Source organism: Shewanella sp. QJM3NY_23 (assembly GCF_056173105.1).
Genome location: NZ_CM149657.1, coordinates 2,195,652 through 2,222,650 on the forward strand (window position 1 = coordinate 2,195,652; position 26,999 = coordinate 2,222,650).

The window sequence follows — 26,999 nt, forward strand, 5'->3', positions numbered from 1 at the left end:
GGTTTACCAACATAGTTTCTCGATCCCTTGGCCCACTAGCATCAGTATTTTACTACCTGCTTTGCTGTACGATTATGATCGTTATAGGGTTTAGGGCTGAGACTAAAGACTATTTAATTAGGTTGCACATAATGTTGGTTAAGGTTTGCGGCAAGCAAACTGGGAATGGGAATGCAGAGATATATAAATAAACAGCAGAAACAAAAAAGCCCCAACAATTGTTGAGGCTTTTTTGTCATCTTAAAATGGTACCCGTGGCCAGACTTGAACTGGCACGCTTATTCAGCGAGGGATTTTAAATCCCTTGTGTCTACCGATTCCACCACACGGGCAATGTGTGCGTTTTATCGCTATTGCGCTAAAACTTAAAGTGGAGGCGCGACCCGGAGTCGAACCGAGATCGACGGATTTGCAATCCGCAGCATAGCCATTCTGCCATCGCGCCAAATTGAATGTCCAATTTACACTGTAAATTGGAGCGACATATCGGGTTCGAACCGATGACCTATACCTTGGCAAGGTATCGCTCTACCAACTGAGCTAATGTCGCATCATTCTTTGCTACATTTATTTTCAAACTTAATTTAAATTTTGTTTAACTTAAGTTTAATCAACAATGTTGCTTTGTTATCTAGGTTAAGCTTTAGTTGCTTCCCCTTGACTTCGGAATCGAATTCTACCGATTTTAGTTCCAGTGTCAACGCACTATTTTACAATTTGATGTCGTTTGCACACTAAGTGATCGCATTGCGCTCTAATTGTTCGATTCGTCGGTTAAATCGCCCCAGGCAGCCATAATATAGCTAACCATGGACCAAAATGTCAGAATAGCAGCGACATAAAACAGCACAATGGCGGTATAAGTCAAAAAGTCATTCGGACGCCAAATCAAACCGACAATGGCCACCATCTGGGCAGCGGTTTTGTACTTACCAATCCATGACACGGCAACCGAGCCCCGCTTACCTATTTCGGCCATCCACTCACGCAGCGCAGAAATCACAATTTCACGGCCAATCATAAATAGTGCGGGCAAGGTTAACCAAATATGGTCATATTCAGCCACCAGCATCACTAATGCTGTGGTCACCATGATCTTATCGGCAACGGGATCGAGAAAAGCGCCAAAGCGAGTCGACTGTTGCAATTTTCTGGCAGCGTAGCCATCCAGTGCATCAGTAACTGCAGCTAACCAGAACACAAAAGCAGCTGCAAAAGGTGACCAGCTATAAGGAACATAAAAAAGAACTACAAAAACAGGCAGTAAAACTAGCCTGAACAGCGTAAGTGCTATCGGTACATTAAACGGCATGACGAAACCAATTATCTAAAAGCAGCGCCAATCTTGCCTTAATTTTGTTACCCTCGCAATGCATCATGTATTGTTTGCGCCATTTCTAAGCTAATACCTGGGACTTTTGCTAATTCAGCCACACTTGCGCCTTTCACTTGCTGAAGTCCCCCTAAATATTGTAACAAGGCCTTACGCCGTTTTGGCCCAACCCCTGCAATCGACTCGAGTGTTGAGGTGTTACGTGTTTTTTGGCGTTTGTTTCTGTGACCTGTGATCGCAAACCTATGTGACTCATCACGAATATACTGGATCAAATGCAGTGCTCCCGAGTCGGCCGGCAGATGAAACACTAGCTCATTTTCACCATAAATAAGGGTCTCTAAACCGGGCTTACGCCCTTCCCCTTTAGCTATGCCAATTAGTGTCGGGGCGATATCTAACTGAGCAAATTTCTCATCGACGACGTGCTGTGCGATTCTGAGCTGGCCAATACCGCCATCAATAAATAAAATATCAGGAATTTTGCCATTAGCATCGATTTTATCGAACCGTCGACTAATTGCTTGCTTCATTGCCGCATAATCATCACCAGGGGTGATCCCCTTGATATTATAGCGGCGATACTCTGACTTATTAGGCCCTTCACGATTAAACACCACACAAGAGGCCACCGTACTCTCCCCCATGGTGTGGCTTATATCGAAGCATTCCATACGACGGATCGGATTCGACAGCTCTAATGCCTCTTCGAGTAACAGGAATCGCTGCTCTATGGTATTTTGCTGTGATAATCGCGTTTCAACCGCATTTTTTGCATTGGTATCGGCAATGCGCAAGAAACTAGCCCGTTCGCTGCGCACCTTCGTCTTAATCGTCACGCTTTTAGCGAGCGCCTGTTCAATCGCTTGCTCCAACTCATGTATATCATCAAAGTCATGGCTAACGATGATCTCTTTTGGCAACGTACGTTGACTGTCGAAATTGAGATAAAACTGCAGCATAAAGGCGCGTAGAACCTCATCGAGTTCGGTCTTATCCGGTACGGCGGGATAGTAACTGCGGCTCCCAAAAATTTTACCGCCGCGGATAAACAATAAATGAAAACAAGCAACGCCAGAGGCAAAGTACACCCCAATAACGTCCATATCTCCGCTGCCGCCCGACACCTCTTGTTGCTCGACAACCCGGCGTAGTGCACTTATCTGATCCCGAAAACGCGCAGCAGCCTCATAATTAAGTGCTTGTGCTGCTTGTTCCATCTTGCCTACCAGCGTTCCCATTACCTGCTGATCTCGCCCGCGTAAAAATAGCGTGGCGAGTTTAACCTGTTCTTGGTACTCCTCATCGGAGACTTTACCGACACAAGGGGCGCTGCAACGGCCAATTTGATACTGCAAACAGGGGCGGGACCGCGCCTTATAGTAGATATCGTCACATTGACGGATAGGAAATAACTTTTGCATCAAATGTAAGCTTTCTCTAACGGCGCCGCCATTAGGATATGGACCAAAATACTGGCCTCTCTCACGTTGAGGCCCACGATGATAGGCTAAACGAGGATGCTGATGCTGACTGAGAAAAATATAAGGATAGGATTTATCATCTCGCAGCAGCACATTGTATTTTGGCATGTACTGCTTGATGTAATCATTTTCGAGAATCAGCGCATCCGTTTCGCTGTGTGTTAGCGTAACGTCAATATCATGGATATGCGAAACTAAGGCTTCGGTTTTGACATTGTTTAAATTTTTGCGGAAATAGGAGCTAAGGCGTTTCTTAAGATCTTTAGCCTTTCCCACATAAATAACGGTCCCCTGGGCATCATACATACGATAGACACCTGGGGATGAGGAGACGGTTTTGAGAAAGCGGGTCGAATCAAATGCAGAGATAGTCATACCTAAACGCTTGTTGGTCTGGAGCAATTAAAACAATTAAAACTGGCCTGTATCCAACATCTTATAACGAATGGCTAAGCGGGTCAGTTCAACATCGCCATTGATCCCCAACTTATCAAACAGACGATAACGGTAGCTGTTAACGGTTTTAGGGCTTAAATTAAGTTGCTCAGAGATATCACTAACCTTCTCACCATTGGTGATCATCATCATGATCTGCAGTTCGCGCTCAGATAAACTTTTAAACGGGTTATCGTCCGTTTGATTAAATTGACTCAATGCCATCTGCTGGGCAATTTCGGGCGATAGATAACGCTGACCGTGGGCCACTTGACGAATCGCTTGGATCACCTCAGGCGGCGTAGCTCCTTTGGTTAAGTAGCCAGAAGCCCCAGCTTGCATCACTTTGGTAGGAAACGGATCTTCGGTATGAATCGTTAGCACAATAATTTTGGCATGGGATTGATAGCGTAAGATCTTACGGGTCGCTTCGAGTCCGCCAATCCCCGGCATGTTCATGTCCATCAAGATCACATCGGCTTCGTTATTACGACTCCATTGCACAGCAGACTCGCCATCACCGGCTTCACCCACCACCTTAATGCCACGCTCATCTTCGAGGATACGACGAATGCCAGTTCTTACCAATTCATGATCATCAACCAAATATACAGATATCAACTTAAAATCTACCTTGATAACTAACACTAAACCGACATTGGTTTATGTACGATAACACCATGTAATTTATCCCAATTCACTTTAATAAGAAAGGATAAAATGAATTCATCTAAGCCAATGAATTATAAGTAATCTATTTCAGTTATTTACCGTTCAAAAAATTAGCAAACCGCCAGTTACAAGCTAACGGTTTACTAACTAAAACACTACATCGAACCAGACTCATAACGACACTATCAGTGCCTGTACAAGCCTATTGCTACGCAAGTGAATCGCTTAAGCCACACCATGACAATTAATATGCTCGCACACTCCATTTCAAAGTATGGTCTGCATAATGAGGCTGTGTTACTCGATGGTATCGGCCGGAATATACACCCAACCTTGCATTAATACCCGAGCACTACGACTCATACTCACTTTTTCCACCTCCCACTCACCCGCTTGTTGCGTGGCTCTCGCGCCCACTTTTAACGTGCCAGATGGATGACCAAAACGCACACTTGTGCGCGCCTGACCACCCGCAGCCACATTGACTAAAGTACCGGGGATCGCCGCAGCGGTGCCAATGGCCACAGCAGCTGTGCCCATCATAGCATGGTGTAATTTGCCCATAGACAGCGCACGAACTAACAGATCTACATCATTTATCGTCACCGTTTTACCACTTGATACGCTATGGGGTTTTGGCGGCGCGACAAAGGCGACCTTAGGGGTATGCTGACGGGTCTTAGCCTCATCAATCGATTGAATAAGCCCCATTTTAAGGGCGCCATATGCCCGAATGAGTTCAAATTTAGCCAACGCCGCAGCATCACCATTAATCGCCTCTTGCAACTCGGTGCCATCGTAACCCAGCTCCCGTGCATTTAAGAAAATAGTGGGAATACCGGCATTAATTAAAGTCACGCCAAACCGCCCGACGCCCGGCACATCAAGCTCATCAACCACATTGCCGGTGGGCAACATGGCGCCCGCTTTATCGGCGGGATCGACAAACTCAACTAACACCTCAGCAGCTGGAAAAGTCACTCCGTCGAGTTCAAAATCGCCCAACTCAAGTACTTCACCATCGAGCATAGGCACATGCGCAATAATGGTTTTATGAATATTGGCCTGCCAAATACGCACCACTGCAATGCCATTTGCAGGAACTTTTTCGGGGTCAACTAAGCCTTGGGAGATCGCAAAAGCCCCCACCGCAGCCGTTAAGTTACCGCAATTACCGCTCCAATCGATAAAGGGTTTATCGATTGCCACTTGGCCAAAAAGATAGTCAACATCATGATCCGGTTGACCGCTTTTAGCCAAAATCACGGTTTTACTGGTACTCGAAGTGGCTCCACCCATCCCATCGGTATGTTTACCATAAGGATCTGGACTGCCGATCACCCGCAATAATAGCGCATCGCGCGCCGCGCCAGGCACTTGCGCCGCAACAGGCAGATCGTTTAAGGCAAAAAACACCCCTTTACTGGTGCCGCCACGCATATAGGTCGCGGCAATTTTCATCTGTTTCATGGACATTCCTGTGATCACGTTGGCGACGACATCAAACGCTAGTATGTCATCGCCAACTGACGTCATTTAGGCCTTTTTAGCCTCGAGAAAATCTTGAGCAAAACGCTGTAATACGCCACCGGCTTGATAAACCAACACCTCATCGGCAGTGTCTAATCGACATGTCACAGGCACCTCGATGCGCTCGCCATTTTGACGATAAATCACTAAGGTCAACTGGGCTCTGGGGGTCGGCTCACCGACAACATCGAAGGTTTCACTGCCATCAATACCATAGGTTTTACGGCTCTCGCCGGGCTTAAATTCGAGCGGTAATACGCCCATACCCACGAGGTTAGTACGGTGGATCCGCTCAAAACCTTCAGCCACAATCGCTTCAACGCCAGCCAGTCGAACACCTTTGGCGGCCCAGTCTCGTGATGAACCTTGACCATAATCGCCGCCCGCCACAATAATCAAGGGCTGCTTGCGCTCCATGTAGGTTTCAATCGCTTCCCACATACGCGTCACTTTGCCCTCGGGTTCGATACGAGTCAGTGAGCCTTGCTGTACTTCACCGTTGACCACGGCCATCTCATTGATGAGTTTGGGATTAGCAAACGTGGCTCGCTGCGCCGTAAGGTGATCGCCGCGGTGAGTGGCGTAGGAGTTAAAGTCAACTTCTGGTAACCCCATTTTGGTTAAGTACTCCCCGGCGGCACTGCTGGCTAAAATGGCGTTGGATGGCGATAGATGATCGGTTGTGATGTTGTCGCCCAGCACTGCCAGTGGACGCATACCTTTGAGGCTACGCTCCCCTGCTAACGCTCCTTCCCAGTATGGTGGACGACGAATATAGGTGCTTTGCGCACGCCAATCATACAGTGGGCTAACTTGCTCACCGTAATCCACGGCAATATCAAACATTGGCGTATAGATCTCTCTAAACTGCTCGGGTTTGACGCTGGCTTTCACAATGGCATCAATCTCTTCATCAGTTGGCCAGATATCTTTAAGGCGCACGGGCTCACCCGATTGATCGACACCGAGAATATCCTGTTCAATATCGAATCGAATTGTGCCTGCAATCGCATATGCCACCACCAGCGGCGGCGAAGCCAAAAAGGCCTGCTTAGCATAGGGGTGGATGCGGCCATCGAAGTTACGGTTGCCCGACAATACCGCGGTGGCATATAAGTCTCTGTCGATCACCTCTTGCTCAATAACTGGGTCTAATGCCCCGCTCATGCCATTACAAGTGGTGCAGGCAAAGCCGACGATGCCAAAACCCAATTGCTCAAGTTCTGGCAATAAGTTGGCATCTTTAAGATAAAGCTCAGCCACTTTTGAGCCAGGTGCAAAGGAGGATTTCACCCAAGGTTTGCGTGTTAAGCCCAATTCATTGGCTTTTTTCGCTAATAACCCTGCCGCAATTACGTTACGTGGGTTACTGGTGTTGGTGCAACTGGTGATGGCGGCAATGATCACCGCGCCATCAGGCATCAAGCCTGCTTCATTTTCGACGGTACCTGAGATCCCTTTTGCGGCAAGGTCACTGGTTGCCACGCGCCGATGCGGGTTTGATGGCCCGGCGATATTTCGCACCACACTGGAGAGATCGAAGCTCAGCACACGCTCATACTCGGCGCCTTGCATACCATCGGCCCAAAGCCCTGTGTGCTTGGCGTAATTTTCGACCAACTTCACTTGCTCACTATCACGGCCGGTGATCGTCAGATAATCGATGGTCTGCTCGTCGATATAAAACATGCCGGCAGAGGCGCCAAATTCTGGGGTCATGTTAGAGATGGTCGCGCGATCGCCTAAGGTCAAATTGGCCGCGCCTTCACCGAAGAACTCTAAATAGGCGGAAACCACCTTTTGCTCACGTAAAAACTCGGTTAACGCCAGCACAATATCGGTTGCGGTAATCCCACTTTGGCGCTTACCGGTTAACTCGACACCAATAATATCGGGTAAACGCATATAAGATGGACGGCCAAGCATCACGTTTTCAGCTTCCAGTCCGCCCACACCGATGGCGATAACCCCTAGTGCATCGACGTGTGGAGTGTGACTGTCGGTGCCCACTAAGGTGTCAGGAAAGACAACCCCGTCGCGCGTTTGGATAACCGGCGACATTTTTTCTAGGTTGATTTGATGCATGATGCCGTTACCGGGCTGAATGACATCCACGTTTTTAAAGGCTTTTTTGGTCCAGTTGATAAAGTGAAATCTGTCTTCATTCCGGCGATCTTCAATGGCGCGGTTTTTGGCAAACGCATCTTTATCGAAACCGGCATGCTCGACGGCAAGCGAATGGTCGACAATTAATTGTGTCGGTACCACAGGGTTGACCTCGGCAGGATCGCCGCCTTTTTCGGCGATGGCATCGCGAAGCCCTGCCAAATCGACCAGTGCGGTTTGCCCCAGAATGTCGTGACACACGACCCGAGCAGGATACCAAGGAAAATCAAGATCGCGTTTGCGCTCAATCAGTTGAGATAGCGCATCGTTAAGCATGGCGGGATCACATCGCCTCACCAAGTTTTCGGCAAGCACTTTAGCGGTATACGGCAGTTTATCGTAGGCGCCAGGGCTTAACGCCTCGATAGCGCTACGAGTGTCAAAATAGTCAAACGATGTTCCGGGAAAGGGTTTACGGTGTGTTGTATTCATAACGTCATCCACAGATTTTACGTGCACGCCATGTCGATATTCACCTTGATGACCCAATGACATAGGCTAAGGCGATGTCGTCTATTGGCATACAGCGCAGCATAACGACCGTAATACTGCGCTAAAAATGAAGTAGCAAGCGGCGATAAGCCAAGCTCACAGAGCCACTTATCGCCATAATGTTTAACCTTAATTGCTTAGATTATCGCTCGCTGATAGGCACCACTTTACGCGGCTCGGCACCGACATAGTCGGCGCTTGGGCGAATAATGCGATTATTAGCGCGCTGCTCCATCACATGCGCCGCCCAGCCAGTTAAGCGTGAACAGACAAATATTGGGGTGAATAACTTGGTCGGGATCCCCATAAAGTGATACGCCGATGCATGGAAAAAATCGGCATTACAAAATAGCTTCTTGGTGTCCCACATAAACTCTTCACATGCCACCGAAATGTCGTATAGCGAAGTATCGCCAAACTCATGGGCTAACTTTTCAGACCACGCTTTGATGATCACGTTGCGAGGATCAGAAGTGCGATAAATCGCATGGCCAAACCCCATGATTTTCTCTTTGCGCTCTAGCATGCCAGCCATCTGAATTTTGGCATCTTCTGGTGAGCTAAATTGTTGGATCATCTCCATCGCCGCTTCATTAGCTCCGCCATGCAGTGCAAGGCGCAGCGAGCCGATAGCGCCAGTAATACAGGAGAACATGTCAGACAAGGTTGAGGCACAAACGCGGGCGGTAAAGGTCGATGCATTAAACTCATGCTCTGCATATAAAATCAGCGATACATCCATCACGCGGCGATGCTGATCCGATGGTCCCTTACCATTAAGCAGCTTAAGAAAATGGCCCGCGAGTGAGTCTTCATCGGTTGTACAATCAATATCGACGCCATCATGGCTGTAGCGATACCAGTAACACATAATCGCAGGAAACGCCGCCAGTAAACGATTGGCTGCATTATATTGCTGGGTAAAATCGACTTCTGGTTCAAGATTGCCCAAAAATGAGCACCCCGTGCGCATCACATCCATCGGGTGGGCGTCACGAGGAATTCGCTGCAATACCTCTTTTAGCGCCTGCGGCAGATCACGCAGTGACATTAGCTCATTTTTATAACCATCGAGCTGTGCGGCAGTGGGCAGTACGCCATTAAATAGCAGGTAAGCCACCTCTTCAAACGTGGCATTCTCAGCCAGATCCGCCACATCATAACCACAGTAGGTCAAGCCAGAGCCAGATTTACCCACTGTACATAACGCTGTTTCACCAGCACTTTGGCCACGCAGACCTGCACCACTTAACTTTTTATCAACCATAATGTGTTCCTTTTTGGAATCTAAATTATTTATTCGCCAAGCAGCACGCTTGGCGCGTAGGGTTTTATACTGTCCTTAATTGAGCGACCTCTCAGCGATTAGCTGTGCAGCTCAAGCCACACTATTTATTTTTACCTTCGGCAAATAAGCTATCTAACTTTTGTTCGTAATCGTGATAACCCAGATAATCATAAAGCGCCATACGCGTTTGCATCGTATCGAGTACCGCCTTTTGATCGCCATCGCGTAAAATCGCGGTGTAGACATTTTCTGCCGCTTTGTTCATCGCTCTAAAGGCACTTAACGGGTAGAGCACCATGTCCACGCCCCACTCACCAAGCTGGGCTTTGTTCCATAATTCGGTTTGACCAAACTCGGTAATGTTCGCTAATAATGGCGCATCGATGGCACTGGCAAATGCGCGATAATGGGCTTCGGTTTGCACCGCTTCGGCAAAAATACCGTCGGCGCCAGCGGCAATATAGGCCCTAGCACGTTCAATCGCCGCCTCTAACCCTTCTTGAGCAAACGCATCGGTGCGAGCCATGATAAAAAAGTCGGGATCGGTGCGCGCATCGACTGCTGCCTTAATGCGGTCAACCATCTCTTCGGTCGAGACAATCTCTTTGTTGGGGCGATGACCACAGCGCTTTTGCGCCACTTGATCTTCCATATGTACCGCTGCAGCGCCGGCCTTTTCCATATCTCGAATCGTTTTAGCAATATTAAATGCCCCGCCCCAGCCAGTATCGATATCCACCAGTAAGGGCAAGGCGCAAGCTGAGGTGATGCGCTGCACATCAACCAGTACATCATTGAGCGATGTCATGCCTAAATCTGGCAAACCATAAGAGGCGTTAGCCACGCCACCACCAGAGAGGTAAATGGCTTGATGGCCAATTTGCTCTGCCATCATCGCGGAATAGGCGTTTATCGTGCCTACAATTTGCAGTGGCTTATTATTTGCCAGTGCCTCACGGAACTTCTTTCCTGCGCTCATGCTTAATTCCTCTTAATGTTTTCTCTATGCAAGCTTGTTTTGAATATTGTTTTTTGAATACATGATGTGGCGCCGCATTAATATCTCGGCCAGCTCTTCATCACGGTTAGCAATAGCCTTAACAATATGCTTATGCTCATCAAATGCCGTTGTGACTCGCGGCCCCGCCATGCCCAGTTGTACCCGATACATGCGCACCAGATGATAAATGCCATCAAACAGCATAGAGATAAGGTGTTTATTCTTACTGCCCAAAATAATGCGATAGTGAAAGTCCACATCACCCGCTTCCTGGTAATAAGACTCTCCCTCTTTAACATCTTTAAAATGGCTTTGTAGCAAGGCTTCAAGTTCACCAATTTCAGCATCAGTCATATGCTTAGCTGCCAACCGTGCCGCCATCCCCTCGAGTGACTCTCTAATCTGGTACAATTCAGATAATCCCGCAGCGGTTAACGCTACCACTCGCGCCCCCACATTTGCCTTACGCTCGACAATATGGCTCGACTCCAAACGATTTATCGCCTCACGGATCACCGCGCGGCTGACGCCGTAGGTTGTCGACAATTCAGTTTCACTCAGCTTAGCGCCCGCTGCGATCACCCCTTCGACAATATCCTGCCTTAATTGATAAAAGGTTTTATCTGCCGCGGTAACGGGTTGTAGGGGTTGAAATGTCATCTCTAAGGTTAGCCTGCTGAATTATCACGTTGTCGACAATATAGCTTTGAAGGATTAAGTATTCAACCCAAAGCGACCATATTGTCGACAAAAACGTTAATAGTTAGACTAAAGTTGTAATCAAACTGTGACTATTACCGTGATTGAATCTAGCTAAGCTGCGCCTTAATAGCGCATCAAAGTCAATCGCAATAAATTAACAATGGGGAAAAGTCGATCCCTAGGGAAAGATTCATCAGTCTCGAATAGTAAACGGTGCGATCCATGGAGCTATTGCTGGCATTACTATATTGTCGATAGAAAGTATGTTCATATTGTAACCATCCCTTATATCGATCATATTTTAAGGGAGGGTTACATCAGCAACTACTTGGGCAAGCCAAGCCCAAGAAAGTGGCTATTATTGCATGCGTCCGAAAGATGATAGTCATCCTCAATTCGATGCTAAGAGATGGCGTTATGTGGGATGAGAATACAGGTAAAAATAAGTTATTGACGCCATAGTCGTTTGTTAGTTGCCTTGCCCTAACATGTTCCACTATTTACTTTTCTGAGATTCTTCGGTCTTCATGAGTCCTATGATGTCTTTGAGCTTATCGATAGTTTGTGGCTGAAAATCAACTTGCTGAATTTCTTTAAATGCACTTTGACTTTCCATGTTCCAGTTTTCAAAGATAGACTTCATATCCTCTTTGCTTACATCGTTACCATATATTTCTAGGTACAGTTTGCCGAAACTAATAGCGTGTGTACGTTCAGTTCGCTTAAGTGCTTCATGCATATAGGCATTTGATTGGTTGTATGCGTGCTTTGCCCACGCACAAAAAAGGCCAATGACAATTAACCCCTTGAGCATGAGATAGCCGAATAACAGCCAACTAATATCAGCTTTGTCCGTATTGCTGAACTCATAAGCACCGTAAGCTAGGGCCAGTAATGAAGCAACTACCGCACAAGCCAATGCTACATTCCCCTTAAAACTCCAGTCGTGAGCCTTTGTTTTGTACTCCGTTTCTTTGGTTTCTAGGGCAGACAGAGCATTTGATACATATTCTGGTACTTTTATGTCAATTCTCTTCTGTATTTGTTTTTCGTGTTCTTCTTTTAGTTGCAACAATTTAGCAGATAAGTCATTTTCGCGCTTTTTGAGAGTCTCATGCTCTTTTTGAGCTCGAATCTGCTGATCATGTAAATGCTTTTCTGATTGGGCAATCTGTTGTTGTATCAACGACAACTTGTGTTCAGATTGTTGAATGCGAGCTTCTGCCTGCTCTTGTCTTAATTGCGCTTGCTGTTCTAACGATCGGATGCGGTCTATCGCTTCTTTTTCTAATGAGTTGTCAATTCTGCTTGCCGTAATGTGGCTAAGCTCCCTATCTAGAAGAGTTTCTTCGTTAATTAAACGCTTCCACTCCTCACGGGCTTTTACCGGTAATGTATTTAACAACTTAGTTCGAAGACTTGACGATGAACTAGAAAGAACCCTAAATTTAGCTTCATTCGATAAGCTAGAAACAATTTTCCGGATGTTTGCTTCTGAAGCTAGCAACAAGTACTTATTAATTCGATTTTCAGGAATTCGCTCAAATATTGCATTAAGCGATTTTGGGGATTGCGACGAAAACAGGTCATTTAGATTGCGCTCACTCATATGTGATAGAAATCTGTTGAGCTCTTGCCCACTACTTTTTACAAGTAGTGCATCAATCTCACTAGTTTCCATAGAATGATAAAGGTTTATCAATTTATCTTTAGGCATATTGCCTATTCTTACGTCTTCCAAATTATCCGCCTATTATGAATATGTACCACTTGGGCAAGAACGTCTTAGTATTTATGCGTTGCGCTGTCTGCAAGGCATAAATCGCTTGTTGGACTTGGCCGCTGCCACATCCATGTATTTGGTATGTATTATGCTATAGGAGTTTGCTTTTCTGCGGTAGTCGTTTTTTTGAGCTTAGGTAAGGTAATCAATTGGTCTTCTTTAGTATTTTTATATTTCATTCACTACTCTTGACCGCAAATACTCGTGATTAACTGTGCTTTTTAGACCATTAATGCCACTAAGTCATGCCACTAAGGCCGCAGGCCTTTGCCTCACTGATATTTATAGCAAGGTCTTACTCACAGTCTTACTCACAGTGGTTATCGACAACTTAGCCGTTATCGCTTTTTATCTCGCGCATTATCGTCAGCCTGTCTGTCGCAAAGGGACATTGGTCTTTTGCAATAATGCCAAGAATTGCAGCTTGATGACCCCTACGAACTGTAAATAGCCTTGCTGGCATTTCGGACACCGCCACTGACAATCTCTTGCTCTGCTATAGACTTATCAGGCTTAAACTGTAATAACGGGAGCTGTGGTCTGATTGTCGCCAGCTTTTTTCGCTTGCACGCATTGGCTAAAAAGCCTAAGTGGCGAACTCGCATCACACCTTTAGGCAACACATGTAATAGATAGCGGCGAATAAACTCTTTAGCATCAAGTCGCATCACTTTGCGTTTATTGCCGTCTGCATAGTCTGTGTAACTAAAGCTAATACTCTCAGCTGTCACCGCCTTAATTCTCGACTCATGTAGCATGCCTTTACGGGTATAGCGCCCCAGATATTTCACCCCTGTGGCTGCACGCCTTAAATACGCTTTGCTGTACACACACCACGCTTTACTCATTAATGCTTCAGGTTTCGGGGCATCAAGTTCACACGCCCTGAGTGCTTGCATCATCTTGGCTCGATACACAGTCGCAAGAGCTTTAGCAGGAAATAAGTAGTCCGAGGTTACTCCTCGCCATTTGCCCTGTACTGTTAAAGCACCTCCAGGGATTAAACAGTGCAGATGAATATGCTGACTCAAGTTGTGTCCCCAAGTGTGTAATACCGCTGTTGCGTCTAGTTGACCTTGTAGCTGCTTACGGGATGCGCCGAACTGACTTAACGTCTGCCACACCGCCTCAAACAATGCACCGTAAAGCGCCTTAGCTGTAGTACAAACAGCAAACAGCCCGTTATCTTTCGATAAGGCCTTTTATTTTAATATGGCGAAGAGATAGCCGACTTTAAACAATAGGAACCCTAGGGTTCAAGTCACTATCATAAGCAAGTACTGGTCATGGTAGTACAAACAACAAAAAGCCCGTTATCTTTCGATAACGGGCTTTTTGTTTTAATGTGGCGAAGAGATAGCCGACTTTAAACAATAGGAACCCGAGGGTTCAAGTCGCTATCATAAGCAAGTTCTGGTCATGGTAGTACAAACAACAAAAAGCCCGTTACCTTTCGATAAGGCCTTTTGTTTTAATGTGGCAAAGAGATAGCTGACTTTAAACAATAGGAACCCTAGGGTTCAAGTCACTATCATAAGCGAGTACAAATAGTGATAGTACAAACAGCAAAAAGCCCGTTATCTTTCGATAGCGGGCGTTTTGTTTTAATGTGGCGGAGAGATAGGGATTTGAACCCTAGATGGGCTATAAACCCATGCCGGTTTTCAAGACCGGTGCATTCGACCACTCTGCCATCTCTCCGAACGCCGGCAATACTATAAGCATAGCGTTAAGATGTAAACCCAAATTCGTAAAATCCGTGCCACTTGTCGAAGAAATATACCATTCTACTTTTTGCAGCCTGCATCTGTTGCTCATAATTCACCTGTATATGGCAAAATAACGAAACTTAATAGGGCGACATCAAAATTGTGCTAACATCTGAGCATGTTTAAATAATACTCTCCAATATGAACGCGAATCCAATTGCTCCAGCTTCTCTTTCACCCAATTTTGCTATCCCATCTATTGCTAATATCGTTGCCACTCATCAAGCAAGACTGCTAGGCCAGTCTCGAACGCTCGACGCTTTCTCCCTGTTAGCCAGCACGAGCGATCAGCATATGTATTTAGCCGATCAAAGTGGGATTGATAGAAAACGATTTATTCAAGCCTTGGTTGAAAGTCAGCCGCTTCATTCGGTGCAATATTTAAACCGCATAGCCCAAGATGGCCAACAAGCGCCTCAAACCAATAGTACCCTTGTGTGGCAAGCCGAGCCAGGTGAGGATAACCTCAGTGCTACCACGTACCGTTATCGCTACCTCAGTGGCAATATTAAACGCCGCGACTTGATTGGCCACATCAGTAGTCTCAATTCACAGCATTATCATCCTGGCGCCTTTGCTGATTGCCGTTACCTGTTTATCTGCGCTGAATCATTATGGAAACGCGAGGGCTTATGGGAGTTAGTGTTACAGACCATAGATCGCGCAGAATATGACATTCATTCTAATTGGCCCGCTATTGCACTTAACTGCAAAATTATTTTAGTCGGCAGTAGTGCGCTCTATAGCGTCTCTTATATTGAAGAGCGCCTATTTGCCAGCCACTTTCCCCTATTAGGCGAATTAGTCACTGAACTGACCCTGCCTGAATTTTCTGAACAAGATTACCTGCAATGGTTGGTCACATTAGCCGATGATAAAGGGATAACCCTAACGCAATCGGCATTGGCACCGCTGTTTAACTTCAGTTCTCGACTGGCGAACCATCAGCAACACCTGAGCTTGTTAACGACTCCTTTGCTCCAGTTAATGGAGCAAGCCTGTGCATACAGCCAGAGCCAAGAGTTAACCGATGCAGCAATAGCTCATGCGCTGGCACAACAAACCCAGCGCCATAACGCTTCTCAAACCCTGTCAGCACAAAGTTTTGATGATAACTTTATTAACCTGCCGACCAGCGGTACCATGATTGGCCAAATAAACGGCCTCACCGTATTGGATGCCGCCGAGTATTGCTACGGTGAGCCAGCACGGATTACCGCTTCGGTACATTATGGTGACGGTGAGGTAGCCGATATTGAACGTAAATCTGAGCTAGGCGGTAATATTCACGCAAAAGGCTTAATGATCCTCTCCTCTTGCCTGTACCGTATTTTCGGTAAAGATGCACCACTGCATTTAAATGCTAATATTGTGTTCGAACAGTCTTATCAAGAAATTGATGGTGACAGCGCCTCATTGGCCGAATACTGTGCCTTGATGTCAGCCATTGCTGAACATCCTATTGAGCAAGGTATTGCGGCTACTGGCGCGATAGACCAATTTGGTCAAGTTCAGGCTATCGGCGGCGTTAATGAAAAAATTGAAGGTTTTTTTGCCCTGTGTCAACGGCGTGGACTTACAGGCACCCAAGGCGTTATTCTGCCAAAATCTAATGTGCAACAACTGAATTTACACCAAGATGTTATTGATGCTATTAATAGTAAACAGTTTCACTTGTACCAGGTTGATCACATTGACGAAGCAGTAACCATACTGATGAAGATGCCAGCTGGGATCCCAGATGATAATGGCCAGTTTCCAGAAGACACCTTGTATCGCTTAGTGCAAGACCGCTTAGAGGGCTTAGCGGGTTATCCAGATGAAGAAGTCTCATTTTTTGCTAAGTGGCTCGCGAAACTAAAAATTTCTAGCTGATCGGAGTTGTTTAGCTTACACGTGTTCGCTAACCTTGGCAGCTCAAATTGCGGAGTGATGTTAATAATGAATAGAGCAAACAGTTTTAACAAAGAAGAATTAGTGGCTTGCGGTCACGGTACGTTATTTGGCGCCAACTCTCCTCGCCTACCTATCGACAATATGTTGATGATTGATCGCATTACTAAGATTAATGCCGATGGTGGTGAATTTGGCAAAGGTGAGATTGTAGCCGAATTGGATATTGACCCTTCTCTTTGGTTTTTTGACTGTCACTTTCAAACCGATCCCGTAATGCCTGGTTGTTTAGGGCTAGATGCAATGTGGCAATTAGTCGGCTTTTTCCTCGGATGGGAAGGCGCAGAAGGTAAAGGACGCGCACTCGGTGTGGGTGAAGTTAAATTTACTGGCCAAGTCTTACCTGATGCCAAAAAGGTCACCTACAAGTTAACCATTAAGCGTAAAGTTTATCGTAAGCTTGTGATGGGTATTGCCGATGCGGTGATGGAAGTGGATGGTCGCGAAATCTATTCGGCTAAAGATCTAAAAGTGGGTATCTTCTCTGATACGTCGACTTTTTAATCGAATCATCTCCTTATCAGTATCAGCCTGATATAAAAATGCCCTCTATAACATAGAGGGCAACTTTCAATCACACTGTCAATTATTTATTAAACAGTCCACTAAGACGTCCATCAACGCCTTCGCGCCACCCTCCTAACCAATGCGACTTCGAGTCTAATGTTGAATAAGGACAATTCTCTTTAGAGCGGCCTCCTATTCCTGCCTTAAATCCTTTTGAAAAAGCTCTATCTAGACGATCTCGTTTTTGTCTTTTCATGCAAGCATCCTCTGTTCGAAAATCCATGAGGCCAAAGCCTCATGGATACAAATAGAACTTTTTGCAGCTGAGATCAATCAAAAAAGTCGCTTTTTAATCGGTTATTTTTTAAGCTTATGAGTTGCTTGTTTAAAAAAAATCGAGGCATAAGCCTCGATTTTTATTTCAATTTGTTCTAAGAACTAAGATTAGCCTTTACGGCGTCTAAACCAAAGCAAAGGTAAGGTTAAAAGCCACATAAAACTGGCTGCGCCTTTACGCTCATAGTCACCATTCCCGGAGTTATCGCTCTCTTTTACAGTACAGGCGGCACCTGAATTAGACGGCTGCATAACAACCATTCGAGGGATAAAGGCCGTCACAGGTTGACCATCGGCATTGAGTAAGAATAACGGTTCACCATTGTCACCAATCACCAAATCACCATTACTGTCGAACTGGTAAGAAGGTTTACGAATAAATGCCGTACCGACAATGGTGCCGTCTTCATTGATGCTGTTGGCTTCAACGATACGGATCTCACTTTCATAAGAGAGTAAATCCCCATTGCCATCAGTTACTTCAACTTTATTACGTGCCCAACCGCCATTGCCGTCTTGAGTATAGCCTTTTGATTCACACACTAATAGTTCGTTAAGGTCGTAAAACTCACTGTTAGTCTTATCGAACAAGAAACCAGACTTTAATCTTGGCTTCTCTTTCTCACTGGTGGCTTCGATATAGCCTACCACTTGATCTTTATTGTTAATATCTCTTGGGCGCGAACTGCGATCAGAAACACCTTGATAAAAATCGTTTGGAGTTACGAATGTTGGAGATGCTTGATTGGTATCTAAATAGAAGAATTTATCGCGTGCATACCCTTCTAAATATTGCTTGTAGCTACCCACAAGGATGCCATTATCATTAATATCATAGGCAATCGAAGAGAGCTGATCGTCCGTCATCTTAACCCAATGATATTGATAGGTGCCGTTGCTGTCTTTTTTCCAGTAGGCGGCATCAAATGCCAGTTTATCGGTGTCGTTATTACGATAAACATGTGAGCGCCCTGCGACGGTGCCGTCCTTGTTAATCCCTAAACCTTGAGCAGTAAATACCACATCTGAAGTCGAGGTTAATCCCAGTGGCAACTCGGTTGGCGTCACGCCGTTATCATCAAGCTGCCATACCATAGCGCGAGTTTGGTACAAAATACGACGAAAGCCGCTAGCATCAGGATATTGATTGAGCTGCACACAAACATCGAGAGGATAAACTTCGCCAGTAATACATGCATTGAGACGTTCAACACTACTATTAGCAAGGGCTGTACTGCCGTAGCCTGTTACCTGATTATTATCATTAATCGCCGCAGCGACAGAGAGACCACCGACAACAACATCAGTGTCATCTTTAGTGTAAGTAGTATAAGGCGGGGCTATCGCAATATCAGTACCGTCGGCTTTTTTAACGAAAGCACGTTCTTCAAATTCGCGGTAATACCAATATTCTTGCCCGGCAGTCTCGCCGGTATAAGCCACTTTTTGCTCTGGCCCGGTGTAACTGCCCACACGTAGACCCGCATTATTGATACCATAGTAAGAGGCATTAATTGAATTGATCGTCTCGGGATTATCTTCGACAGTATCAGCTGGAGCCGTAGTACCAAATACCGAGTCGAATATCGGTAGCCAGCTACCTGTGGCGCCATTTCCCTCTGCGATGAAGGTAAAGTTATTCGCTTCAATAGGCGCATTTATCGAGTAAGTGACGAGCTGCTCAGGAGAAATACCATCTTCAATATCGATGATGCTGTTATCGTCATCATTAACTTCCAGCTTTTTCTTACCTTGAGAGATACCCACCAACTGATTTTGTTGGTTAACAAACATGCCGTAACCGTTAATCGTCGAGGCTAAGGTACCATTAAGATCATAATCTTCAATATTTTGAATTTCATAAACGGGTGCGGCAGACACTGTCTGTAATGCACTAACAACACCGACCGCCACTAATGATAAGGCGCTATTAAACTTCAACTTCATTCACTAATTTCCTATTATTTTATCGTTTATTTTAGCGCTTCTAGCTCTTCCCAACGCTCGAAAAAAACTTCTAACTGCTGCTCTCGCTCTGCCAGTTCGCTTAAACGACTGCTCACGACATCTTGTGCTTGAGCATAAAAATCCGGTTCACTAATTTGCGATTGTAAGGCTTTAATCTCAGCCTCTAATTGCTCCATTTTGGCCGGTAAACCTTCGAGTTCTCGTTGTAGCTTATACGATAACTTTTTCTCTGGTTTAACCACAGGCTTAGCCTCTGGGGCTTGAGCAACTTTGGGTTGGACAGCGACTGGCGTCACTTGTTCCTCAGAATAAAATTTTGCGCCTTGCGACACCGCATCTTGATAACCACCAACGTATTCGCTCCAACCGCCATTGCCGGTGAACCACCATGAACTGGTCACAGTGTTATCGATAAATGCACGGTCGTGGCTGACCAACAACAAGGTGCCTTGATAATCAGTTAGCAAAGACTCTAACAATTCAAGCGTCTCAATATCAAGATCGTTCGTTGGCTCATCGAGAATAATTAAGTTTGCTGGCCGCAGCAATAGTCGCGCTAACAGCAGACGATTTTTTTCGCCGCCCGACAGTGCTTTAACTGGTGTACGGGCGCGCATGGGCGAAAACAGGAAATCTTGTAGATAGCTTAAAATATGCCTATCTTGGCCATTAATGGTGACGGTTTTCTTGCCTTCACCGACGTTTTCTTCAACCGTTTTCTCTGGGTCTAATGCTTCGCGGTACTGGTCAAAATACGCCACCTCAAGCTTGGTGCCCACTTTAATTTCGCCAGACTGAGGGGTCAATTGACCAATCAATAGCTTAATTAACGTCGACTTACCACAGCCATTGGGGCCAATTAACGCGATACGATCGCCACGCATTACACTGGTGGAAAAGTTCTTAACCAAATTTTTATCGGGTAAGTTGTAATTTAAGTCATTAACCTCAAATACCAACTTGCCGGAGCGTTCGGTATCGGCGACGGCCATCTTAGCGCCACCTTGGCGATTAATCCGTTCCATTCGCTCCATACGTAACGCTTTTAACGCCCGAACTCGGCCTTCGTTGCGGGTTCGACGTGCTTTAACGCCTTGACGGATCCAGGTTTCTTCATCGGCTAACTTTTTATCAAACTGGGCATTTTTTTCGCTTTCGACGCGCAACCATTCGGCTTTGCCGTCGAGATACGCCTGATAATTACCCGGCCATGATGTGATCACACCACGATCTAAATCGACAATCCGTGTTGCCATGCGTTGAATAAAGCCACGGTCATGACTGATAAACACGATAGCGCCGCGATAGTTGAGTAAAAAGGCTTCTAGCCACTCAATGGTATCGATATCTAAATGGTTGGTCGGCTCATCGAGTAATAACAGATCTGGCTCACTGACCAGAGCTCGCGCTAAGGCCACTTTGCGCTGCCAACCACCAGATAAACTCATCAGGCTCGCATCGGCATCAAGACCCAAGAGTTCGCACGTTTGGTTAATTCTTGAGTCTAGTTGCCAGCCATTAAGGTGGTCGATATCCTCTTGCAAACGCTCCATCTGTTTCAACATGCGATCCATCTCATCGACAGAGGCACTTGCAACATCATGGGAGAGCTGATGATAACGTTCTAATTTTTCACCAACTTCTTGTAAACCAGCGGCAATATAAGCATACACAGTTCCCTGCTCTGCTTTGGGAGGATCTTGTTGTAAGCGGCTGACTTTAATATCGGTGGCGATGTTAAATTCGCCTTCATCAAGCAACACTTCACCACACAGCACTTTCATCAAACTCGATTTACCAGCCCCGTTACGGCCAACAATACAGACCCGCTCTCCAGGCTCTATGGTAAAGTCGGCGTGTTGCAGTAACGGCGTGTAACCGTAGGCTAATGAGCCATTGTTAATACGAACCAGACTCAATTTACGCTCCTATAAACTGTTTTAATTGTGAGATATCGAACGGCCAATTTAATTGGGCTTGCGTATCGGCACGCAAGAAAACAGGTATACGGGTGCCGTATTCCTGGGCTAATTCGTCGGTATCACAGATATCTTGCTTAACATAATCGATCCCTAAGGTATCAATTAATGCTTGTGCCTGTTCACACAGATGGCAAGCATCGGTGTGAAACAGGGTAAATAAAATACGATTAGGCATGGGTAATAAGCCAGGTATTGTGGATCTGAGGATTGCGTTTGTAATCCATAGGTAAGGTCTGGTTATCGATATTAGTCACCACTAAGCCGAGCTCAGCAAGCGCCTCACTTTCCATCTTAAACTTACGCTTATTGTTAGAGAAGATGATCTCACCCTTTGGATTGAGCAGCTTCACTAACCCACTGAGCAAACTCACGTGGTCACGCTGCACATCGAATGAATCTTCCATGCGTTTAGAGTTAGAAAACGTCGGTGGATCGATAAAAATCAGATCGTACTTCTCTTGGCAATCAGCAATCCACTGTAAGCAATCGCTTTGAATAAACTGATATTGACGCCCAGATAGCCCATTTAAAGCAAAGTTATCTTGAGCCCAACTCAAATAGGTATTTGACATATCAACGGTCGTGACCGACTTAGCCCCACCAAGTGCGGCATGTACCGATGCCGATCCTGTGTAGGCAAATAAATTCAATACCGAACGCCCTTTTGACTTCTCGCCCACTAGTTTACGGGTTAAACGGTGATCGAGGAACAAACCTGTATCTAAGTAATCCTTCAGGTTTAACTTAAACTTAGCTCCATACTCTGTGGTAACCAGTTCCAATTTTTTGGCATCAAGCTTTTGATACTGATTGGTGCCTTTTTGACGCTCACGCGTCTTAAGAATAATCTTATCTGGATCGACCCCAATGGCATTAGGCAGCACTAACAATATATCGGTCAAACGGCGCTTAGTAACCGATTCTGGTATATCTTTAGGCGCAGAGTATTCTTGGATAACCACGTAATCTAGGTATTTATCCACTGCCACATTATATTCAGGAATATCGGCATCATATAAACGATAGCTATCGATACCTTCGCGCTGAGCCCACTTACTTAATTGCTTAAAGTTCTTTTTGATTCGGTTGGCAAAAGAGGTGGCCACTTCGCTAATCTCACCGCCTTGGGCCAACACTTGGCTCGGTTCGATACGACGGGTGCTTTCGGCATGCAGTGTATATAAGTTAAAGGCACACTCTAACGCGCCATTGAACATTTTCATCTGTTTATCGGCTTTAAGTTTAAGCGCCGAGAGTAATTCAATGTCGCTGTTGAGCACGGCGATTTTCCAGCCACCGAACTCACTCTTAAATTTGTCACCTAATTGATAATACAGCTGCAGCAGTGAGGTGACTGTGCCTAAACGCTCACCATAAGGCGGATTGGTAATAACAAAACCTGTAGCAACAGGAGGCGTCACATCAAGCGCATTAGAAACGGAGAACTCAATTAACCCAGCAACGCCTGCATTTTCAGCATTACGTTTTGCCAGTGCCACCAGGCGCGAGTCGATGTCTGAACCAAAGAACTTGATTTGACAACGGCTGATACCCAGCGATGCACGCGCTTTAGCTTCGTCCATCAAACCTTGCCACACACCGTCTTGATGACGTAACCATTTTTGAAAACCAAATTTAGCGCGATAAAGCGCAGGCGCTACATCACAGGCCATCATCGCCGCTTCAATCAAAATCGTACCGCTACCACAGAAAGGATCGAGCACATCTTGCGGTGCCTCTTTCCAACCACTGCGCACTAACATATTAGCCGCGAGGTTTTCTTTTAATGGCGCTTCACCCGTGGTGGCACGGTAGCCGCGCTGATGCAGTGCTGGACCAGAGAAATTGATCCCCAGCGTCACCTGACCACGGCGATAATGGGCATCAATCTTGAAGTCTGCATCGACCCGAGATACGTTCGGACGTTCACAACCATCGTCGCGAAAGCGATCTACTACCGCATCTTTAACCTTTAAAGCACCAAACTGGGAGTTTTTGATAAAGCCGCCCACACCATGGAAATCGATGCTAAAGCTACTCTTATTTGAAAAGTGCGTCTGCCAATCGACACAATATGCTGCATTATAAAGCTGCTCGGGCGTTTCACACGGGCCTTTGTAAATGACTAAAATAATACGGCTGGCAAGACGAGACCATAAGGTAATACGATAAGCCAATTCCAGTGGTGCCGAAAAATACACCCCCGCAACACTTTCTTTAACGTCATTAGCACCAAGCTCGATTAATTCGAGCGATAATGCGTATTCATAGCCTCGTGGGGCTGCAGCAAAAAAATTCAACATGGATAAATAGACACACTTCAAAAATCAATCCGACATTATACCTTGTCCAACCACTAAAAGATAAAAAGTTCTATCCATAGCTAGACATAAATTCCGCGATACGCTTAATAAGCCTGCAGAGTGCCGCTTTAATGAACGTCTAACAAGATAAAACCGATTGCTGCTTGCAATGGCACCCTGGTATCGATATAGTTCGCCCCGCTTTGAGGCACACCTAGTTACTCAGTGATTAAGCATGTTGACTAAGCAATTCTGTAGTAGCGGAATTAAAAGGCTACAGCGTTTGATACATACGGACGCGGGATGGAGCAGTATGGTAGCTCGTCGGGCTCATAACCCGAAGGTCGTCGGTTCAAATCCGGCTCCCGCAACCAATTCTTTAGTAGTAGAATTAAAACACTACAGCGTTTGATACATACGGACGCGGGATGGAGCAGTATGGTAGCTCGTCGGGCTCATAACCCGAAGGTCGTCGGTTCAAATCCGGCTCCCGCAACCAATTCTTTAGTAGTAGAATTAAAACACTACAGCGTTTGATACATACGGACGCGGGATGGAGCAGTATGGTAGCTCGTCGGGCTCATAACCCGAAGGTCGTCGGTTCAAATCCGGCTCCCGCAACCAATTCTTTAGTAGTAGAATTAAAACACTACAGCGTTTGATACATACGGACGCGGGATGGAGCAGTATGGTAGCTCGTCGGGCTCAGCACTTTATATAAGCAGCGAAGGTCGTCGATAAACTTTCAAAAAAAGCAATCCGGCTCCCGCAACCAATTCTTTAGTAGCAGAATTAAAACACTACAGCGTTTGATATATACGGACGCGGGATGGAGCAGTATGGTAGCTCGTCGGGCTCAGCACTTTATATAAGCAGCGAAGGTCGTCGATAAACTTTCAAAAAAAGCAATCTGGCTCCCGCAACCAATTCTTTAGTAGTAGAATTAAAACACTATAGCGTTTGATAAATACGGACGCGTTATGGAGCAGTATGGTAGCTCGTCGGGCTCAGCACTTTATATAAGCTGCGAAGGTCGTCGATAAGCTTTCAAAAAAGCAATCCGGCTCCCGCAACCAATTCTTTAGTAGCAGAATTAAAACACTACAACGTTTGATACTTACAGACGCCAGATAAAACAGGTCCCCCCAACCGACTCTACACTTTATATAAGTAGCTCTATTTATATAAACAGCTCACTTTATATAAACAAAAGTCGTCAATAATATTGCAAACAAGCAATCTGCCTCCAGCAAACTATATTCAAGTCAAAAAGTAACCATTACACCAATTCATACCTTCAACAATTCAAGTTCAATCATTAACCTTAACTTTCCATTCGCCTAGTTATACCAATTGAAGTAAATATATGATCTAATTGGTGCCCCATTATCAATTAGGTATCTATATGTCTGTAGCTGAATTAGAGCACTTAGCAAAAAAAGAAAAACGCAGTCGTATTAAAGTTCGCTATCTTGCCATCTGCCATTTTCTTGAAGGCAAATCACGAACTGAGATTGCAAGGTACCTAAGGGTAGCGAGAGGCAGTGTAAATAAGTGGGTCACCCTCTACTTGACGGACGGAATTGATAGTTTGAAGGATACGCCTAATCCTGGTCGGCCATCTAGATTAACACCGCAACAGCTAGAATCTGTCGCAGGTTTTGTGAAGGAAAGAAGTTCTTCTACTTATGGCGGACGGCTTCAAGCAAAAGACGTTGGTGAGTTTATACACACTCAATTTGGTGTTGAATATGAGGGCAGAAATGTCTATAGGCTGCTTCATCAATTAGGCTTTTCGTGGATAACAAGCCGCTCTAAGCATCCGAAACAAAATGAAGAGGCTCAACGCCTTTTTAAAAACCTTCCTCATGGAAACGATCCTTAACACCCCAGGCCATTTACCGCTTGATAGGATCGATGTGTGGTTCCAGGATGAGGCCAGATTTGGCCAGCAAAACACGACGACTCGAGTTTGGGCGCTAAAAGGCTCAAGACCAAGAGCAATTAAGCAACAACAATTCGAATATGCCTACTTGTTCGGCGCAGTCTGTCCCAGCAACGGTAAAACAGAGGCATTGATCACGCCATGTAGTAACAAAGAAGTCATGATAGAGCACTTGTCATTGATCTCTCAAACAACTCCTTTAGGGCGACATGCTGTCGTTATTATGGATGGAGCAGGCTGGCACCAACTGTCTTTAGCTGACGAGTTTGACAACCTTACCATTATCAAGTTGCCACCGTATTCCCCAGAACTCAATCCTGTCGAGCAAGTATGGCAATGGATGAGACAAAATGAGCTAGCCAACCGTTGTTTTGATGGATATGACGATATAGTGAATCAATGTACTAAAGCATGGAATCGTTTTAGGAGCGAGCGAAGCCGCGTAAAAAGAATATGTGATAGAGATTGGATTAACCTGGTCAGTTAATTAATTCAATTGGTATTAAACACCCGATTCAAACCTTTATTGTCTTCTTTGTTAAAATATCCATTTCCAACCTCTATTAAATCCCCCTTTATACTGCTTGCACTCTAATCACTCTCGCTGCCTATTGCCTTGGCGCGTATTCCACCATTAGCAAGCACAATTGATAAGTCACAACTTAACAGTTAATTACATAGCAAAATAATAAGGTCGAACCTTACAAAGGAGATCAAAAAAGGGGCCTAAGGCCCCTATCATGATATTTAAAACTTAATCCAAAACCCAAAGAGAATGACAAGGCTGAATAAGCGATACCTTAAGCTGCAGCGATTTGTCTATTCACTTTTACTGGATGAAGTCTATCGTTCATCACTTTAATGCATTCAAACTGTTGCAGTTGCTTAGTGTCACTCAGTGATAGTTTTGGCGATAACAACATCACCAGCGACGCCTGAATGTTGCTTTCAACAACCATAACATCAACATTAACGCCCTGGCATCTGAGTTGAAACATTTTAGCCAGTTCGCTATAAACACAAATCGCCGATGTATCAAAAAACCACGACTTTGGCATTTGTGGTTTTAATAAATAATGAGCCGCTGTCGCATTTAACGCTAGCTGAACTTTAACAGCATCTGCAATACTCATCGTTTTCGACAGACGCTCAACAAATTCAATATAGAATTTCGCGTGCTCAACATTAAACTGCATCGCCGTTAATGCGTCAGGAATGAGCAATTTTACTTTATAGGGAGTCAGAAATTCCATATCCGAGCCTAACGAAACGCTTAATACTCCATACGCGTCGTTATATATCCATTGCCAATCCCTTTGTGGCATTAATAACATAACGTGTACCTAATTAC

18 protein-coding genes, 7 tRNA genes and 2 pseudogenes are annotated in these 26,999 nt (G+C 45.4%); 7 read left to right on the forward strand and 20 right to left on the reverse strand.

The features are described 5' to 3' along the window. Positions 1-246: 246 nt before the first annotated feature. From AC0VXX_RS09985 to AC0VXX_RS10035, 11 genes are all read right to left on the reverse strand, one after another. Positions 247-332, reverse strand: a tRNA-Leu gene (locus tag AC0VXX_RS09985). 39 nt (positions 333-371) lie between these two features. Further along, positions 372-445: transfer RNA gene (locus AC0VXX_RS09990), tRNA-Cys, on the reverse strand. Between the two features lie 29 nt (positions 446-474). Next, a tRNA-Gly gene (locus tag AC0VXX_RS09995) sits at positions 475-550 on the reverse strand. 204 nt (positions 551-754) lie between these two features. Beyond that, on the reverse strand, positions 755-1,312 hold the full coding sequence (gene pgsA / locus AC0VXX_RS10000) for a CDP-diacylglycerol--glycerol-3-phosphate 3-phosphatidyltransferase (RefSeq protein WP_475514114.1): 558 nt from the start codon (positions 1,310-1,312) through the stop codon (positions 755-757). Positions 1,313-1,359: 47 nt separating this feature from the next. Next, complete coding sequence (uvrC, locus tag AC0VXX_RS10005) at positions 1,360-3,192, reverse strand: excinuclease ABC subunit UvrC (protein WP_475514115.1); 1,833 nt, start codon at positions 3,190-3,192, stop codon at positions 1,360-1,362. 36 nt (positions 3,193-3,228) lie between these two features. Continuing rightward, positions 3,229-3,873, reverse strand: coding sequence for a UvrY/SirA/GacA family response regulator transcription factor (uvrY, locus tag AC0VXX_RS10010; protein WP_110458933.1), 645 nt, complete (start codon positions 3,871-3,873; stop codon positions 3,229-3,231). A gap of 348 nt (positions 3,874-4,221) precedes the next feature. Beyond that, complete coding sequence (gene prpF / locus AC0VXX_RS10015) at positions 4,222-5,400, reverse strand: 2-methylaconitate cis-trans isomerase PrpF (protein WP_475516989.1); 1,179 nt, start codon at positions 5,398-5,400, stop codon at positions 4,222-4,224. 60 nt (positions 5,401-5,460) lie between these two features. After that, positions 5,461-8,052, reverse strand: a complete 2,592-nt coding sequence (acnD, locus tag AC0VXX_RS10020; protein WP_475514116.1) for a Fe/S-dependent 2-methylisocitrate dehydratase AcnD — start codon at positions 8,050-8,052, stop codon at positions 5,461-5,463. Positions 8,053-8,254: 202 nt separating this feature from the next. Continuing rightward, a complete protein-coding gene (gene prpC / locus AC0VXX_RS10025; protein WP_475514117.1) occupies positions 8,255-9,379 on the reverse strand; it encodes a bifunctional 2-methylcitrate synthase/citrate synthase in 1,125 nt (374 codons plus the stop codon). A 121-nt stretch (positions 9,380-9,500) separates the two neighbouring features. After that, positions 9,501-10,379 carry a methylisocitrate lyase gene (gene prpB, locus AC0VXX_RS10030; RefSeq protein ID WP_475514118.1) on the reverse strand — a complete coding sequence of 293 codons (879 nt, stop codon included), beginning with the start codon at positions 10,377-10,379 and terminating at the stop codon, positions 9,501-9,503. A 24-nt stretch (positions 10,380-10,403) separates the two neighbouring features. Continuing rightward, positions 10,404-11,060, reverse strand: a complete 657-nt coding sequence (locus AC0VXX_RS10035) for a GntR family transcriptional regulator (protein ID WP_475514119.1) — start codon at positions 11,058-11,060, stop codon at positions 10,404-10,406. Positions 11,061-11,420: 360 nt separating this feature from the next. Between AC0VXX_RS10035 and AC0VXX_RS10040 the strand changes: the two are divergent. Further along, positions 11,421-11,564: pseudogene (locus tag AC0VXX_RS10040) on the forward strand (IS110 family transposase); the annotation flags it as partial. 34 nt (positions 11,565-11,598) lie between these two features. Here AC0VXX_RS10040 and AC0VXX_RS10045 read toward each other — a convergent pair. The 3 genes and pseudogenes from AC0VXX_RS10045 to AC0VXX_RS10055 form a co-directional block, all read right to left on the reverse strand. Then, positions 11,599-12,819, reverse strand: coding sequence for a hypothetical protein (locus tag AC0VXX_RS10045; RefSeq protein ID WP_475514120.1), 1,221 nt, complete (start codon positions 12,817-12,819; stop codon positions 11,599-11,601). A 432-nt stretch (positions 12,820-13,251) separates the two neighbouring features. Next, a pseudogene (locus AC0VXX_RS10050) lies at positions 13,252-14,042 on the reverse strand (IS91 family transposase); the annotation flags it as partial. Between the two features lie 453 nt (positions 14,043-14,495). Next, positions 14,496-14,586 (reverse strand) — tRNA-Ser (locus tag AC0VXX_RS10055). A 209-nt stretch (positions 14,587-14,795) separates the two neighbouring features. On the opposite strand from AC0VXX_RS10055, the gene AC0VXX_RS10060 reads away from it, so the two are divergent. Both AC0VXX_RS10060 and fabA read left to right on the forward strand, forming a co-directional pair. After that, entirely contained in the window at positions 14,796-16,529 is a 1,734-nt protein-coding gene (locus AC0VXX_RS10060) for a S16 family serine protease (protein ID WP_475514121.1), read from the forward strand. Positions 16,530-16,595: 66 nt separating this feature from the next. Beyond that, positions 16,596-17,111, forward strand: a complete 516-nt coding sequence (gene fabA / locus AC0VXX_RS10065) for a bifunctional 3-hydroxydecanoyl-ACP dehydratase/trans-2-decenoyl-ACP isomerase (protein ID WP_475514122.1) — start codon at positions 16,596-16,598, stop codon at positions 17,109-17,111. An 82-nt stretch (positions 17,112-17,193) separates the two neighbouring features. On the opposite strand, the gene rmf is transcribed toward fabA, so the two are convergent. From rmf to rlmKL, 5 genes are all read right to left on the reverse strand, one after another. Further along, positions 17,194-17,370, reverse strand: coding sequence for a ribosome modulation factor (rmf, locus tag AC0VXX_RS10070; protein ID WP_110458926.1), 177 nt, complete (start codon positions 17,368-17,370; stop codon positions 17,194-17,196). A gap of 188 nt (positions 17,371-17,558) precedes the next feature. After that, positions 17,559-19,397 (reverse strand): DUF3466 family protein, encoded by a 1,839-nt coding sequence (locus AC0VXX_RS10075; RefSeq protein WP_475514123.1) that lies wholly within the window; start codon positions 19,395-19,397, stop codon positions 17,559-17,561. Positions 19,398-19,423: 26 nt separating this feature from the next. Next, positions 19,424-21,337, reverse strand: a complete 1,914-nt coding sequence (locus tag AC0VXX_RS10080) for an ABC transporter ATP-binding protein (protein ID WP_475514124.1) — start codon at positions 21,335-21,337, stop codon at positions 19,424-19,426. Position 21,338: 1 nt separating this feature from the next. Beyond that, on the reverse strand, positions 21,339-21,575 hold the full coding sequence (locus tag AC0VXX_RS10085; protein ID WP_475514125.1) for a glutaredoxin family protein: 237 nt from the start codon (positions 21,573-21,575) through the stop codon (positions 21,339-21,341). Next, a complete protein-coding gene (rlmKL, locus tag AC0VXX_RS10090; protein ID WP_475514126.1) occupies positions 21,568-23,703 on the reverse strand; it encodes a bifunctional 23S rRNA (guanine(2069)-N(7))-methyltransferase RlmK/23S rRNA (guanine(2445)-N(2))-methyltransferase RlmL in 2,136 nt (711 codons plus the stop codon). Before rlmKL ends, AC0VXX_RS10085 begins: the two co-directional genes overlap by 8 nt. Before the next feature lie 297 nt (positions 23,704-24,000). Between rlmKL and AC0VXX_RS10095 the strand changes: the two genes are divergently transcribed. From AC0VXX_RS10095 to AC0VXX_RS10110, 4 genes are all read left to right on the forward strand, one after another. Further along, a tRNA-Met gene (locus tag AC0VXX_RS10095) sits at positions 24,001-24,077 on the forward strand. 48 nt (positions 24,078-24,125) lie between these two features. Next, positions 24,126-24,202 (forward strand) — tRNA-Met (locus AC0VXX_RS10100). A 48-nt stretch (positions 24,203-24,250) separates the two neighbouring features. Beyond that, positions 24,251-24,327 (forward strand) — tRNA-Met (locus AC0VXX_RS10105). A 781-nt stretch (positions 24,328-25,108) separates the two neighbouring features. Continuing rightward, positions 25,109-26,135, forward strand: a protein-coding gene (locus AC0VXX_RS10110) for an IS630 family transposase (protein ID WP_475514127.1) whose coding sequence is annotated in 2 segments (ribosomal slippage) — positions 25,109-25,564 and positions 25,566-26,135 — 1,026 coding nt in all. Because the reading frame shifts where the segments join, the coding sequence is not laid out codon by codon here. Positions 26,136-26,448: 313 nt separating this feature from the next. Here AC0VXX_RS10110 and AC0VXX_RS10115 read toward each other — a convergent pair. Further along, the gene (locus AC0VXX_RS10115; RefSeq protein WP_475514128.1) at positions 26,449-26,982 is read right to left on the reverse strand and encodes a cell division protein ZapC; all 534 of its coding nucleotides are present in this window, start codon (positions 26,980-26,982) and stop codon (positions 26,449-26,451) included. Positions 26,983-26,999 lie beyond the last annotated feature (17 nt).